General features: G+C 43.6%; 8 protein-coding genes. 5 read left to right on the top strand and 3 right to left on the bottom strand.

The annotated features are described in order from the left end of the window. Positions 1-6 precede the first annotated feature (6 nt). Positions 7-1,662 carry an efflux RND transporter periplasmic adaptor subunit gene (locus tag OCU77_RS24335; RefSeq protein WP_084711803.1) on the top strand — a complete coding sequence of 552 codons (1,656 nt, stop codon included), beginning with the start codon at positions 7-9 and terminating at the stop codon, positions 1,660-1,662. Further along, on the top strand, positions 1,659-4,784 hold the full coding sequence (locus OCU77_RS24340; RefSeq protein ID WP_048899325.1) for an efflux RND transporter permease subunit: 3,126 nt from the start codon (positions 1,659-1,661) through the stop codon (positions 4,782-4,784). The genes OCU77_RS24335 and OCU77_RS24340 overlap by 4 nt, the downstream gene beginning before the upstream one ends. A gap of 126 nt (positions 4,785-4,910) precedes the next feature. Here the strand turns inward: OCU77_RS24340 and OCU77_RS24345 are convergent, their stop codons facing one another. Further along, positions 4,911-6,308 carry a serine hydrolase domain-containing protein gene (locus OCU77_RS24345; protein WP_107302930.1) on the bottom strand — a complete coding sequence of 466 codons (1,398 nt, stop codon included), beginning with the start codon at positions 6,306-6,308 and terminating at the stop codon, positions 4,911-4,913. Between the two features lie 325 nt (positions 6,309-6,633). Between OCU77_RS24345 and OCU77_RS24350 the strand changes: the two genes are divergently transcribed. After that, complete coding sequence (locus OCU77_RS24350; RefSeq protein WP_053111832.1) at positions 6,634-7,575, top strand: precorrin-2 dehydrogenase/sirohydrochlorin ferrochelatase family protein; 942 nt, start codon at positions 6,634-6,636, stop codon at positions 7,573-7,575. 103 nt (positions 7,576-7,678) lie between these two features. Here OCU77_RS24350 and ylqF read toward each other — a convergent pair whose 3' ends face one another. Continuing rightward, positions 7,679-8,623 carry a ribosome biogenesis GTPase YlqF gene (gene ylqF / locus OCU77_RS24355; RefSeq protein ID WP_048899328.1) on the bottom strand — a complete coding sequence of 315 codons (945 nt, stop codon included), beginning with the start codon at positions 8,621-8,623 and terminating at the stop codon, positions 7,679-7,681. A 395-nt stretch (positions 8,624-9,018) separates the two neighbouring features. Then, complete coding sequence (locus OCU77_RS24360; RefSeq protein ID WP_048899329.1) at positions 9,019-9,879, bottom strand: helix-turn-helix transcriptional regulator; 861 nt, start codon at positions 9,877-9,879, stop codon at positions 9,019-9,021. Positions 9,880-10,020: 141 nt separating this feature from the next. Between OCU77_RS24360 and OCU77_RS24365 the strand changes: the two genes are divergently transcribed. Continuing rightward, positions 10,021-13,506, top strand: coding sequence for a hypothetical protein (locus OCU77_RS24365; RefSeq protein WP_048899330.1), 3,486 nt, complete (start codon positions 10,021-10,023; stop codon positions 13,504-13,506). Between the two features lie 5 nt (positions 13,507-13,511). Continuing rightward, positions 13,512-15,482, top strand: coding sequence for a hypothetical protein (locus OCU77_RS24370; RefSeq protein ID WP_048899331.1), 1,971 nt, complete (start codon positions 13,512-13,514; stop codon positions 15,480-15,482). The last annotated feature ends 56 nt before the right edge of the window (positions 15,483-15,538 follow it).

Below are 15,538 nucleotides of genomic sequence, written 5' to 3' on the forward strand. Positions count from 1 at the left end.
GGCAACATGAAAAAAACATTAACAGTTGCAGTGTTGTCACTGGCAGTAGGAAGTGCAGTCGGTTATTACGCGAGTCACCATGGTGTCTTTGGTGCGGGGGCGCAGGAGAGTCAAGGTCATAATGCGATGGCAACGGGTTTGAGTGCAAATGAGCCTTTGTATTGGGTTGCGCCCATGGATCCGAAATACAAGCGCGATAAACCGGGTAAATCACCAATGGGCATGGACTTGATCCCCGTTTATGCGGATGAAAGCAAAACAGAAAAAGTGGCTGGTACAGTCGAAATATCACCCGCTATTGAAAATAATTTAGGGGTAAAAACCGCACAAGTCGAACAGCAAAAGTTAGTCCCACGTATTGATACTGTGGGGTATGTTGCTTTTGACGAAAGCCAAATGTGGCAGATCAATAGCCGCGTGAGTGGCTGGGTTCAAACTTTAAACGTCGCAGCAATTGGCGATAAGGTTGTAAAAGGACAAGTCTTGTTTGAGCTCTATTCACCTGAGTTAGTGAAAGCACAAGAAGAGCTGTTAAATGCCAAAAGATTAGGGCGAGCAGCTTTAGTGCAAGGGGCGAAAGAGCGTTTGTTGGTATTAGGGGTGGATAGCGAGCAAATTCAGCGAGTATTGCAACGTGGTAAAGCCATGCAGCAGATAGAGGTCAAAGCCCCTGCAGATGGCGTTGTTGCGAGCTTGAACATTCGTCAAGGGGCGTATCTTTCTCCGCAACAAACTGTGATCAGCGGTGGTGATTTAACCAGTATTTGGGTTGATGCAGAAGTGTTCGAGCGTCAAGCACACTGGATCAAATCTGGTGCGCAAGCCGAGATGAGTGTGGATGCACTGCCGAGCCAAAACTGGCAAGGCATGGTTGATTATATTTATCCAGTGCTGGACGAAAAAACACGAACAGTGAAAGTACGACTAAAATTCCCCAACCCTAATGGTGAGTTAAAGCCGAACATGTTTGCCAATATTACGCTTAAGCCACAAAGTGAAGGTTCAGTGTTGACGGTGCCAGATAATGCCATTATTCGTACAGGTAACATGGCGCGGGTGGTATTAGCGTTAGGCGAGGGACAATACCGTTCGACGCGAGTTGAGATCGGGCGTCAGGCTGGTGGTGTGACAGAAGTCTTACAGGGGCTGAATGCGAGCGATAGAGTGGTGACATCGGCGCAATTTTTATTGGATTCAGAGTCGAGTCAGTCTGCTGATCTATCTCGGATTTCCACAATGAAAGCCACAAAAGTGGCAACCAAAGCATCAACAACATCGGCGTGGACACAGCCTGCTATTGCGGCTCATGGGGTTATCAAATCCATGATGCGTGATCATAAAATGTTGACGGTTGATCATGCGCCAATTGCGCAGTGGGATTGGCCAGCCATGGTCATGAATTTCACGGTAAAAGATAACAGTGATCTTTCCGTACTGGCAAACGGTGATGCGATTGAATTTTTGATCGAGAAAAATGCGCAGGGTCAGTATGTATTAAGCGATATCAAAAAAGCGGATACGACCCAGTCTGAGGTTGACCACACATTGATGAACCATTCGACAATGGATCATAAGAATATGGATCACTCGGCGATGGACCACTCGAAGATGGATCATTCAGCAATGGGTCATGGTGATATGGTACAAGGGGGTGAGCAATGATCCCCTCTATTATTCGTTGGTCGATTGCGAATCGATTTTTGGTCTTGGTTGCAACCGTCTTTCTGGTTGTTGCGGGTATCTTTAGTGTAAAACAAACCCCCATTGATGCTATTCCTGATTTATCTGATGTTCAGGTGATCATCAAAACCAGCTATCCCGGTCAGGCGCCTCAGGTGGTTGAAGATCAGGTGACCTACCCGTTAACCACAGCTATGCTCGCGGTGCCAGGCGCCGAGACGGTGCGTGGCTATTCTTTCTTTGGCGACTCTTATGTGTATATCATTTTTAATGATGATACTGACATGTATTGGGCGCGTTCGCGTGTTTTAGAGTATTTAAGTCAAGTTGCTCCTAAACTGCCCGCTAACGCTAAACCAACCTTAGGCCCAGATGCGACGGGGGTGGGCTGGGTCTTTAGCTATGTGTTAACCGATAAATCGGGTCAGCATGATTTAAGTGAGTTGCGTAGCTTGCAAGATTGGTTCTTGAAATACGAGTTACAGACAGTCGATGGCGTATCTGAAATCGCGACAGTTGGCGGCATGGTGAAACAGTACCAAGTACAGATCGACCCTGCAAAATTACGTGCTTATGATTTGACTTTGCAACAGGTGAATAAAGCGATTCAAGCGGGCAACCAAGAAGCGGGCGCCTCGGTGGTTGAAGTTGCAGAAGCTGAGCACATGGTGCGCGCCACTGGTTATATTTCAGATGTTGATGACTTGAAAAATATTCCGTTGAAGGTAACTGAGCGTGGTACGCCGCTGTTGCTGGGTGAGGTTGCTGATATTCAAGTTGGTCCTCAGATGCGCCGTGGTATTTCAGAACTCAACGGTGAGGGGGAAGCCGTTGGTGGCATCATCGTGATGCGCTTTGGTGAAAATGCCCGTGAAGTGATCGCAAATGTGAAAGCGAAGTTGGCAGAATTACAGCGCAGCCTTCCTGATGGGGTCGAGATAGTACCGACTTATGATCGCTCAGAGCTGATCGAAAGTGCTGTTGATAACCTCTATGAAAAATTGCTGGAAGAATTCATTGTTGTTGCCTTGGTGTGCGCGTTGTTTTTGTTCCATATACGCTCGTCTTTGGTGGTTGCGATCAGCTTACCTATCGGCATCCTCAGTGCGTTTATTATCATGCATTGGCAGGGAATTAATGCCAACATCATGTCGCTAGGGGGCATCGCAATTGCTATTGGCGCCATGGTGGATGGTGCCATTGTGATGATTGAGAATGTTCATAAGCATATCGAGCGCACACCATTAACTGATAAGAACCGTTGGCAAGTGATTGGAAAAGCGGCTGAAGAAGTGGGTACACCGTTATTTTTCTCCTTGATTATCATAACGCTAAGTTTTGTACCTGTTTTTGCTTTAGAAGGGCAAGAAGGCAAAATGTTTGCGCCGTTGGCCTTCACAAAAACATTTGCGATGGCGGCATCGGCGGGGCTCGCGATCACGTTAGTGCCTGTCTTAATGGGCTATTTTATTCGAGGAAAGGTGCTGCCAGAGCATAAGAACCCCGTTAACCGTGCGGTAGTTGCTTTGTATCGTCCGCTCTTGAACCTGGGGTTACGGTTTCCTAAAACCGTGATTGTGGTGGCTTTTGCCCTAATGGTGTCAGCGTATTACCCCGTCAGCAAAATGGGGAGTGAGTTTATTCCACCACTGGATGAAGGCGATCTCATGTACATGCCAACCACGTATCCGGGGATATCTATTGGTAAAGCGCGAGAACTACTGCAACAAACTGATCGACTGATCAAAACCGTGCCTGAGGTTAAAACGGTATGGGGAAAAATCGGACGGGCTGAAACCGCGACCGATCCCGCGCCTTTAACCATGATCGAAACGATCATTCAGTTTAAGCCGCGCAGCGAGTGGCGTGACGGTGTAACTCCAGAAAGCCTGCGTCGTGAGTTAGATAGTTTGATTCAGTATCCCGGTGTCACCAATGCTTGGGTAATGCCGATCAAAACGCGAATTGATATGTTAGCGACGGGGATCAAGACACCGATAGGCGTTAAAATTGCGGGGCCTGATCTCAAAACGATCGAGCAAATAGGAACGCAGTTAGAAAATGCCTTGCGCGATCTTGAAGGTACGGCTTCTGTTTATGCTGAGCGTGTCGCTGGTGGGCGTTATATCACGATGGATATTAAACGCCGAGCTGCTGCACGGTATGGATTGAGTATTCAAGATATCCAGCAAGTGATAAGCACTGCCGTGGGGGGAATGAATGTGGGCGAGACCATTGAAGGGTTAGAGCGTTATCCCATCAATGTGCGTTACCCACAGCATTACCGTGATTCATTAGTGAAGCTACAAAACCTGCCACTAGTGACTGCGAGTGGTGCGCGTATTGCCTTAGCTGATGTCGCGGATATTCGGTTTGAAGATGGCCCACCGATGATCAAAACAGAAAATGCGCGTCCTAACGGCTGGGTCTTTATTGATATAGAAGGGCGCGATTTAGGTTCGTATGTGGAAGCGGCACAACAGAAAGTCGCTGAAAGTGTCGTACTACCAGCAGGCTACTCGTTAACTTGGTCTGGGCAGTACGAGTATATGGAACGAGCGAAAGCACGTTTGAGCGTGGTGGTGCCTGCGACGATTGCTATCATCATGCTGTTACTTTACTTGAGCTTCCGTCGTGTTGGTGAAGTATTGATCATTATGGCGACCTTGCCTTTGGCTATGGTCGGCGGTGTATGGTTAATGGATGTGTTGGGGTATAACTTCTCAATAGCGGTAGGCGTTGGCTTTATCGCGCTTGCAGGGGTGGCGGTTGAAATCGGCGTGATTATGTTGGTTTACCTTAATCAAGCATGGCAAGCTAAGCAAGAAGCGGTTCGCGGCAGTCAGTCTACACTCACTCAAGCTGACTTAGTTATGGCGATCCAGCAAGGTGCTGGGCTTAGGGTTCGGCCTGTTATGATGACGGTGGCCACTGTGATTATTGGTTTGATCCCAATTATGTACGGTGACGGAACGGGGTCGAGTGTCATGCAGCGTATTGCTGCGCCAATGATAGGTGGCATGGCATCGGCGCTGATATTAACCTTGGTTGTTCTACCTGCCGCGTTTAAGCTGTGGAAAATACATAGCCACAAACTCTCGTAGCACGTCTACTTGATAATGGTGTATTTAAGGGCTTCATGTTGATGGAGCCCTTTTTTCATGCCGCCTTCTTATTCTTAAGCCTTGTTTATGCATGCGAATTCCTTAGCATTGCCAGCGCTTAAGAAGTTATTTGACGCGAATAAAGCGAGAAAGGTAACGGCCATCGCGTGAGAAAAATACAATCTCTTGGCTGGCGTTATTAGTATTTCGATTTACACGTATCTTATTGTCGATCCCTGCGGCATATAGGCTGTTGCTGTTTTTTACAACCAAGGGAATATTCGCCTGATTGACCTTGGCGGTGAGTGCCCCTTCTTCATAAACGATCTGCAACGGCACCCCTAAATGATCTTGGTAATTACCCACAATGTCGCGGTTACTCTGCCAATTTACCGCTTGATTTTTCGGGGCGCTGACCAAATGCAAAGCCGATTTTCCTTGACTGATCTGCAATAGATCGGCGGTTAATAGGGTGAGATTGGTATTTTGGTAGTTACTCAGTGCTACCATGATGGCCTGGGTATCAGGTTGGTAGATCATGACAGTTTTAAAGCCATCAATATTACCTTGCTGGCTGTAATAGGTTTGATTGTTATGCAGGCTTTTGACCATACCAATTTGTTCGTCATACATCTTTTGTAACGATGCGTCAGATACCACACTGCCATTATGTAAAGCCTGATTCCAAAGGTACAAATCATGCACTGTGGTGATCAGCCCGCCAGCAGACCATGCGCAATCTGTCGGGGTGATATGGGCATTAATTAGACCGGATATTTCATAAGATTTAGCCAGTTGAAAAGAAAGCGTTAGCTTCATACTACTGTCTTTCATTCCTAACGGTCGTAAGAACTCTTGGTCGATATAGCTGTTGTAATCGACGCCAGAGACCTGTTCGACAATACCGCCGAGTAAGAGATAGTGTGCATGACTGAAATTGTATTGGAGTGCGGGTGGGTACTGGCGGCTGTCTTTAATTATCTGCTTGATTAGGCTCTGGCTATCGCAAGATTGAGGGCTATCACGCCAAGATACATCGCGGTTTATACCTGCGGTGTGATCAAGTAAATCGTTAATCGTGACTTTGTTACTCAATGCCAGTTTTGGAAAGTAGTGCTCGACAGAATCGTTAAGGTTTAGCTTCTTCTGTTCAGATAGTCGAAGAATCGCAGCGGCAGTTAATTGCTTGGTTAATGAACCCACTTTAAACAGGTTATCAGGATTGATAGGACGCTTACTCTGTACATCTGCAAGCCCTAGTGATTGCTCAAAAATAATCTTGTTATCTTTTGCGATAAGAAGATTACCACTGAATTGCCCATGATTATTTTGATGCACTAAATACTGGCTGAGTGCGTTTTTATCTAAAGCCCATGCATCAGCTACCGTTGCTGTGTCAGGCGCTTTTTGTCTCGCATGGGATACGATGGTTTGCGAATGTTCTTGGGAGGCTGCAAGCGCTATGTTTGAAAAAATGAATGGATAGGTGACAAAGGCGATGATAGGCAGATACTGTAAGTGCATGTTTTCCTCTGATTTAGCAGTGGCACTTAATCAATATATCACCGCAAAACTATGCGAAGCGGGTCTTGATGTATAAGGAAATAGCTAAGTCATCGCTTTGTGAGTGAGGCAAAAAGAGTATGAATAATGAGAAGTGATAATTACATCTTTATTTCGAGTGTCTTCCAAAAGGGTTAATTACTCATAACAGAGAAATCACGCTCTAAAGCTTATTACAGGGCCGATATCGGCTCGCTAATCGTGGCATGTTGTGCTTAACTGCAACAGATAAGCACGTTAACGTGTTGAAAGCATTACAGTGATGTATTTTTATCAAAGAGGACTTATGCAGTATTTCCCTATTTTTGTCGATTTGGTTAATAAGCCTGTATTAGTCATTGGTGGCGGTGAAGTTGCCAGCCGTAAAGTTGCAATGTTATGTGAAGCGCAAGCAGATGTACTGGTTGTATCACCGACCTTAAGTGATGAGCTTGCGGTGAAATTAGCGTCGGGTGAGATTCGGTATCAGCAAGCGGAATATCAGGCGTCAGATATCCTTGGTATGTGGCAGGTTTGGGCTACAACGAATAATAGTGAGCTCAACCAGCGTATTCATCAAGATGCTACGGCAGCAAACGTATTGTGTAATGTGGTTGATAGCCCTGAGCATTGCGATTTCATTACGCCCTCTATTATCGACCGTGGCTTGTTACAAGTCGCTATTTCGAGTGGAGGAGCAGCACCTGTTTTGGTACGTTTTTTACGTGAACTATTGGAAACTCAACTTGCTGCCAATCTTCCGCTCATTGCTCAATTTTCTCAGCAATCTCGACCGTATATAAAGCAATGCTTTGATACGGTCGATGAACGCCGCTATTTTTGGGAACGATTTTTCCGTCACCCACTAGTGGTGAATGCACAATCATTAGTTCAATTACAGACTGTTTTTGAAGAACTACTGAATACTGACCATAATCCTATTGTGCCACCTGTGGTGGTGTTTTATCCGCAAGACCCTGAGCTACTTACGTTAAAAGCACTAAGATTAATGCAGCAAGCTGAACGTGTGATTGCAACCAAGCATTGCCCTAAAGTCATTAGTGATTTATGCCGTCGTGATGCGAATCGTTCACCGATAGAAAATACAGATGAGTGGCTAGCTGTTATTGAGCAACACCCAACAGACCGCATTGTGATTTTGGCAACCAATGACGAACCATGTAATCTTTCTGTATTGCCTGCGAACACGCAGATTTTGCGTTGTAATGGCGAATCTTTTACTTTGTAAATTAGACAGCAACACCCAGCCTAAAACACGAGATAGAAAAAGCCCCATGTTGCGATAAACAACATGGGGCTTTTATCATGTAAAGAAAATAAAACGAGTGTTACTAGCGCTTGTTACGTAAGTAACGTTTACGTCGCTCTTCTTTCTTCTTAATTTGTTGTTCTTTCTTTAGTTCCGCTTCAATAGCAACGTTTACTAACTCTTCGGTGATCATCTCTGGACGCTCCATCGTGATCTGGCCTAGGGTTCCGTTACGTAGCTCATTGATTAGGATCTCTGATGCTTTGTGAAGATCAATACGGCCACCCGAACGTAAACAACCGCGCTTACGACCAATCGCTTCCATTAGCTCGATGTCTGTTTCTGGCATTTCTTCATCAAGATCGTAGCGTGCGATTAAGCGATCGGCATAGGCTTCTTTTAGGTATTCAACAGTAAAGAAAGCCACATCCATATAATCCATTGCCGTATCTTTGACGGCGCCGGTTGCTGCTAAGCGGAAACCACTGTGTGGGTTTTCTACTTTTGGCCACAAAATTCCAGGGGTATCAGAAAGGATGATGCCATTTTGTAGGTTGATACGTTGTTGTTGGCGGGTAACAGCAGGTTGGTTGCCTGTCACAGCAACAGCACGGCCAGCGAGTGTGTTGATGATGGTGGATTTGCCGACATTCGGGATGCCCATGATCATGGTGCGAATGTTTTTACCCATCTCTTCACGGTTAGGCGCAAGCTTGCGACAAAGATCTGTGATTTTTTGTACTTCAGAGATGTTTTCAGTCGTAATGGCAATCGCTTTCACGCCTTGCTCTTTTTCTAGGTGAGCAATCCAAAGTTCCGTCATTTCAGGATCGGCTAAGTCGCGTTTGTTAAGCACCTTAACAACGGGCTTTTCACCACGAAAAGAAGAGATGAGCGGGTTTTCACTACTGAAAGGAATACGTGCATCAAGCACTTCAATAATCACATCAACTTTAGGGATCGCTTCTTCAATTTCTTTGCGAGCCTTGTGCATGTGACCCGGAAACCATTGGATTGTGTTAGACATTTTTGAAAACCTTAAAGTAATTCGTTTATTTTAAGTCATGGGGTACAACATGGGGTACATAAAAATGACCATGTATGGAAAGCGTTGGCGTTTGCTTTCTTTACACGCACCCTCGTAACTTGAATTTTCTATTGTGATGATCTTAACACTTTATTGTATGTGCTGAAATTAATAGTCAGGTAGTCTTCGATTAAAGTGCTGGGTATCTTCGTCGTTATTCAGTCATTTCTAGTAATTTTTAGGTTAACTAAAGAGTAAGCAAATATCCGAAGATCAAGTTACTAAAAGTTAAGAAGTTCTCTTTCTGTCTCAGAAGCTGCGAAACATTTTGTTATTTCAGATCTTTGCTCTTCAGTACAAGTTGTTAGGCAGTAACTGGTTGAAACCACCGTTGGCTAAAATATTAGATATGGCTTCAGTTCCTCAAAATTCCCTACAATAATTTGCTGCCCCTTCGGATTTGAATCCAATACATTGATATCGATATTGTACGCGTCCATAACATATCGGACTAAAGCTGCGTTGGTATCTATGTGTAGAATGTTACTTTCCATACCGTAGTCATGGGCAACGACAGCTGCCTGAGCTTCTGTCAGTCTCGGGTCCGGCATCAACTCAATAGCGAGGGGAGTATTCCAACGGTCATCGTTGGACTTCCCCATTACATTTTTAGCCTCAAGGCATGGAATGCCTCTTATGCGGCTGAGCACAAAATCACGATATCCTCTGGCATGCTCGCAATAGGCTCGGACGTGCCAACGTAGAGGTGTGCAAACGAGGGTATGAGGAGAGATAATTCGCTCAACTTCAACGCCGTCTTTTAGTGATGTGTAGCTTATGTCGACACGTTTCTTTTCTCTGATAGCTTGAACTAAAGGACGCAAGACTTGTGGTGATATATTACGAGTAATAGGGCGAATCATCGAGACACTCTCAAACCCCATATCGAGTTCTTTAAATGTGATGGTCATATCTTCACTTCTCGAAAGAATGTGTAAATATTCATCAGCATGACCCTTTGTTACTTGTGGGCTAAAGCTATCACTGGGCTTGTAGCCTTTCAACTGTTTATCATAAACAAGGTTTCCTGGCGCGATATCGGTTAGATAGGTGTTGATGTCTTTCGAAGCTTGCTGCCTGCCAATGCCAAAGCTTTTGATCAAGTGATTGGTTGTTAACCGTCCTTCCCACAGTGCGATGACTTCTATCATTCTGTAGCGGAACAGTAGATCCCAGCGAATTGGCCATTTAGTCATTTTATATTCCTGTCTAGTTATTCGACATGTTTATGTATTCAGTATTTACCTGTCGTCAGTGACGTCATAATATTGAGTGTATGTTTTATCGTCAAGTTGATGGTCGGTTTACTAATAAGGAATTAGTCTGGAGTGAAGAGTATGAGTGCATTGCTTAAAACTTATTTGGAAATTGCAGGTCCAGGAGCGTGTATGTCTGATGAGGGCTTTTTGGCTCTAGTCGATGCTCAGACTGGCCTGGGTAAGACTTACCAAGCCACAGAGCTTCAACTTGAACATCTCATAGCTGATTCCAAGAAAACACTGATTTATGCAACTAACTTGAGAGTCAATGTAAAGGAAGCATATGAGGACCTACTAAAACGGATTGATAACAATAAGTCATTGAGTCAAAACCGTAAGGTATCTCTAAAGCGAAATGTCATTCTGATCCAAGCTCAGGATACCTGTATAAAAGATCTATCCACTGATGATTGGGCTATAGTTTTTGAAATCTTGGATGTGCGTGAGCGTCGGGAGATTAAAAAATCACTTGATAAGATAGAGTTACTGGAACAGGCCAAAAGTAGCAGCAGTTCTACAGTATTTGATGATGAACTTCGCACCAGATACGGAGCTATTTTTACATCACTTAGAGCATACCTTAGAGACAAAGATGGCTGGGATGTAAAAACAGATCACATTCTAAACCGTATTTTTCCAGCTCGGTTAATAGATCAAGAACAAACGCAGGTGCTTTTTCTGACCACATCAAAACTGCTGTATCCTTGGCATGCAATTCATCTTACGTACAGAATCAGTGATTTTCTTGAAAATTCACTTTTGATACTTGATGAGTTCGATCGTCAACAAAGTGAATTTTTAACTCATCTGATAAATGCGGTCTCAGATTACGACATCATTGCGTTGACTCGTAAGTTTTACTCGAGCTTTGATAGTTTCAAGATCCAAGGTTCGCCAGAGTTTAGTGGGGTGGATAAGTGTTTTGACCATTTTCGTGTAGCGCTGAAAGATCACAAACATAAATGGAAAATACACTACAGGCCATTTATAACAAATGCGACTATTCAAAAAGGGAGTGAAAACCAAAACCGCATTTTTACTCTTTTGTCTGACCGAATGTCGATTCATGCCATCAACTTTAAGCATGAAGACTTACGATCGAAAATCAATCATCTAAAGGGTAGTCACGAAATCGGACCAAATGGAAAAGAAAGTGCCATTCAATTTGTAAACAATGGTGCTCAGTTAGTTCGAGCCTTTTGTAACGGTATGTTGAGTGCGATCCTCACGCTTAAAAAGAATTTAGAAGACTCTAACGAACCTAGATCTTATACAACCGAAAATTTGGTTGAGAAAATACTGAACAATCTTGGTTTGGTCGAATTGACCAACAGCATTATGTCTTTGATATCTGCACGATTAAGCTTCAAAGTTCAGAATGAATATAAATCTTATAGTTTCCATGATAGCGGTTATGAAGTTGCTAATATTTCTAAGTTCAGCGAGACGGACAATACTGCTATTGCAACGACTTTCGACTTAGCACTAACTTCAACAGGGTTGTTAGCGCATTGGGTTTTTGCTGGCGCCAAAGTTTTGGGTATCAGTGCAACAGCCACTAGCGAAACGGCCATTCATAATTTTGACCTCAAGTATTTAGAAGACGTGTTGTCTAACAGGTTAATTCTGCTTAATGAATCTCAAAAGTCAGCGATTCAGGACGAATACTACGCGAAGCGCAAATATACGGAAAAAGGAATCAATATTGATGTAACCGGCATATCTCAGCGAGTTGATTGGGGGGGGGTTGGCCTGCTTTATCAAGAGTTTAAAGGAACAACATATTTTCCTCAGTTATTGGAGATTGAACTGTGCCAGCTCTTGGGGGTTGATAAGCCTAAAAACCTATCTTTCGCGGTAAGTAGGGTGGACAAGCTGGTTGATTCCATTAAACGATTCTCAGAGCATCCAAGTAATCGATATCATTTCTGTATGCTCAACAAAAGTTACAAAAACAGAGAGTTTTTTGAGTTCATGGCCTTTGTTGGAGAAAAGCTCGATGTCACGATTTTCGAGAACATAAATGCTGCGTCATTTAGAAATGAACAGTTTCAGGGTGTATTGGAATTGTTGGAAGGCACGGATAAGAAAGTTGCTGTAATCACAAATTATCAGGCAACAGGAGCTGGATTATCTCCATCTTACGAGGTTCCGAATGGGCATGATCTTGTTTATATCGGTCCGGAGAGCAGTGAACCAATACAAAATAAGACAGACATAGATTCTATATATTTAGAGCAACCAAAAAGCTTGATAGGAAGCCATCTACACGACAACCTTTCAACAACAGAACGAGACCTTGCTATTAAGAAAAATATTCATGATGCCTTAATGCTGCATGAAAAAGGAATCATTGTTGCCAATGAGATCAAGGGGCAGTTGAAATGGTTTATCTCATCGAAAGTAAACGGAAGGGCGGTTGGTTCGATGATTAAGACATATAAAGGTAGTGAGGATTATCGATATGCTGTGTATCGTTTTATTGAGCAGGCTCTTGGAAGAATGTGTCGAACAGAGTGGAAACAGAAAGAGATCTCAATCATGTATGACGCAGAAGCGGATTTTCTCGAAGCTTTAGCCAAAGATAGCCGTGATCTTTCCTATCTGTCTTATGAGTACCAAGAGTTGATAACGGAAGTGAAAAAGAAACATCGAGTGTTTGCAGAGGAAAAACAGCGTATTTCATATCACCCTAAAGCATCTCGAAACTATGCTCACATCCAAAGGCTTATAACTAGTGTGTATGAGCATCAGAACCCTAATGCGATAGGTCAGTATGAAAGATTGAGAAACTGGATGCTAAAGAAGCCTGCTATGGACCAAGCTCCAGTAGGTGAAGAGGTTCGCTACTATATTGAACCTAAAGAGAGCCTTGGCAGATATCAATACCAAATCCAATACTCTGACGAAAAAGGTATTACGGAACTATTCGTTGATCCAGCCGATGTTGCTGGTTTGCGTGAGGTTTCGGAAGTTTCGGCACGTTTGCCTATCTTATTAAAAAACCCTCTGGTTGCAGAGCACTTTAATGAGAACCACTTTGCGGGTTCATTTAGTGATGGCAAATATATTCTTGCTCCAGCCATGTTTGATTTATACATGGGCGCCTTAGGTGAGGAGGCAGTCTATGCCGTGCTAAATCATTTTGATTATGAGGTACAAGGTATGCCAGAGGGCTGTGTTGAATGGTTTGATGGTTATTTAGCTGTTGGTAACAGAATTCTGTTGATTGATGTAAAGCATTGGGATTTGAGTATTGGGTGCTTGATTTACGATAATACACTTCAAAAGTGCCAGGCTAAGTTATTGGAAATCAGAAGTAATCCTCCAGAAGAGTTTCAAGGTAAGGTTATCCAGGCGCTATACATCAATACAATTTATGACGATAAGCCAGGTGTGGTTACTCGGAAATTTTCTGAAGAAAATGAAATGTTCGTGGAGCATGCAATAGCAGCTGATGCGGATGTTATCGAAATCCCAGGAATTATCGACAATGTGTCAGGCACGAACAACGTTCCACCAATGACCCAGTTACTTGAATTATTAGACCAGTTTTCGGAGTGAAGAAGATGAGCCGAAGTTTAACCACCCTCATTGACCTAACCTTTGATTTTGAAGCGTTGAATCAAAAGTACGTCATTTACAAAGTGTCATTGGACAAAAGCATGGGAAAGGTAGATTACGCGAAGCAACTTAGCATCGTGGAGCGAGCTTCGATGCCTAAGGCACTTATAAAGCACTCTGGTAACTACTGGGTATTGCGTGACAAACAAGACAAAACTAAGCCTGAATCAATAGAGGTTGCTTTTGAGCGCGTGAGATTTGAAGACTGCGACCAGTTATTACTGGGGCGTCTTTTTGTACGAGCGCTTGGCAAAGTGGCGTCAAGTCAGTTTTTTTCAGGGCTTGGAGAGACATTTCTTTTTGTTGAGTCAGACAAGTTCTTTGAGCATACCGTGTACAAATGCTTAAAATTTGATCTTAAAGAGAGTGTGCGCTTTAACTCCTTATTCATTTCTATGGATGGCACAACATTTTCGCCAATAGAAACGGCTTATAAGCCAGCAGGGTATATTGAGAAACAAACTAAATTTGAGTTCGACATGGAAAGCGGGCTATTGCGACGTAACCCAAAGGGCAACCTCATTGTGCATAGTCCAGGGAAGAAAAAGTTCACGACCAATGCCATCGACATTACTGGTCAAGAACCGATATCGCTTCAAAAGACGAAAACCGGCGCCATTTATCAATTCGTAAATCTGATGAACACGCATTTCTCTGGTGGCTTATCGCTTCAACTAAAGCCTATTAAGGCTAGTTGGCGTGAACATTATAAAAAGCGTGATGTTGAAAAGGTGTATCAGCGTATCTATCAAGTTATCGATGATGCTGGTGGTCTACAGATTGCGAACGCGTCGTTAAAAGGGGGTGGCTTTGAGAAGCTAAAAGATCAGCAATGGCCAATACAAGTTGAATTTATTGAAGTTGCAGATATCGATGCCAGAAAGCCATTACTTGTCGTATTAGATAGTGCTGAAGACTATGAAAAAGCAGGGCTATCCGATCCTAAGGCGGTTTTTTATACATCAGATAGAGTGACACAAGGTATCTACAACTCAACAATTACCTCTGTACGTCCCAAAGCGAGAGGAAATGAGCTAAGCCCGATCATTGATGCAGTGGTAAAAGAAATGGCGATTAAACAAGAGTGCTTGCTAGGTCAGTTTCTTGTTCAACCTCTAACTGAGAACTACTGGTTTGTCGAGAGAGAAGACCCTAAGTATCGCGACCAAGAGCCGGTTTTTCATATCTTGAAATGTGATAACGGAGTCTTCAAGTATGAGCAGCAAGATGAGTTTTATTTTGATGAGCTCAATATCGAACTACCTGAAAAGCAGCGCTATTTCGAAACGCTGAACTATGTAATCGATATGTCGCAGTTACCTCCTCAAATCTGTACCATTGTTCATGAAGAAATCGCCGCAATTCCGGATGCCGAAAAGCTATTCAAAGTACTTGAACATCTAAAGGAGAGTAACCTGCGAGGCATAAGCCGTCGATTTATCGATACTTACCTTTCAGATGCTGCCTACTTGAACGATCCAATACATGGCAAGCTCAAGTCCATGTTGGAGACACATACGCTGCAGGAAGAGTTTTACAAAGAAGATCTTAAAGCAGCCAAGATTGGGTACCGCTCAACCGCTGAACAAGCACTGATTGATGGCTATTTTGAAGAGACTGGTGTGATGCTTAATTACTCGTTGAAAGGTGGACATAACGAGTACCTCGAAGCACTAACGGGGCACTTCTACGATGCCGAGCATTCTGCTTATTTTGTTGGTAGTGAAAAAGGTGGTTTTAAGTTTAGCCGAGGGCAGTTCAATCATATCAGGTATCTTGAAGGCTCTGATGAACTCAAGCAACTTTGTTTGGACTTAACGAAGAGCTACTTTGTGCGCAATAAACTAGCGACAGTCAAACCTTTCCCATTTAAGTACTTATCTGAATGCCGAGAAGGTCGCAAATGGTCGAAATGAGTTTCGATTGGCAATTGAAAATAAGGAATACTGAAAGTCTTAGTGACATAGCGCTA

The sequence above is a fragment of the Photobacterium swingsii genome, from assembly GCF_024346715.1.
GTDB classification, from domain to species: domain Bacteria; phylum Pseudomonadota; class Gammaproteobacteria; order Enterobacterales; family Vibrionaceae; genus Photobacterium; species Photobacterium swingsii.

Coding starts and splice junctions, on each gene's coding strand:
- OCU77_RS24335 (WP_084711803.1), top strand. CDS start 7: ATGAAAAAAACATTAACAGTTGCAGTGTTGTCACTGGCAGTAGGAAGT.
- OCU77_RS24340 (WP_048899325.1), top strand. CDS start 1,659: ATGATCCCCTCTATTATTCGTTGGTCGATTGCGAATCGATTTTTGGTC.
- OCU77_RS24345 (WP_107302930.1), bottom strand. CDS start 6,308: ATGCACTTACAGTATCTGCCTATCATCGCCTTTGTCACCTATCCATTC.
- OCU77_RS24350 (WP_053111832.1), top strand. CDS start 6,634: ATGCAGTATTTCCCTATTTTTGTCGATTTGGTTAATAAGCCTGTATTA.
- ylqF (WP_048899328.1), bottom strand. CDS start 8,623: ATGTCTAACACAATCCAATGGTTTCCGGGTCACATGCACAAGGCTCGC.
- OCU77_RS24360 (WP_048899329.1), bottom strand. CDS start 9,879: ATGACTAAATGGCCAATTCGCTGGGATCTACTGTTCCGCTACAGAATG.
- OCU77_RS24365 (WP_048899330.1), top strand. CDS start 10,021: ATGAGTGCATTGCTTAAAACTTATTTGGAAATTGCAGGTCCAGGAGCG.
- OCU77_RS24370 (WP_048899331.1), top strand. CDS start 13,512: ATGAGCCGAAGTTTAACCACCCTCATTGACCTAACCTTTGATTTTGAA.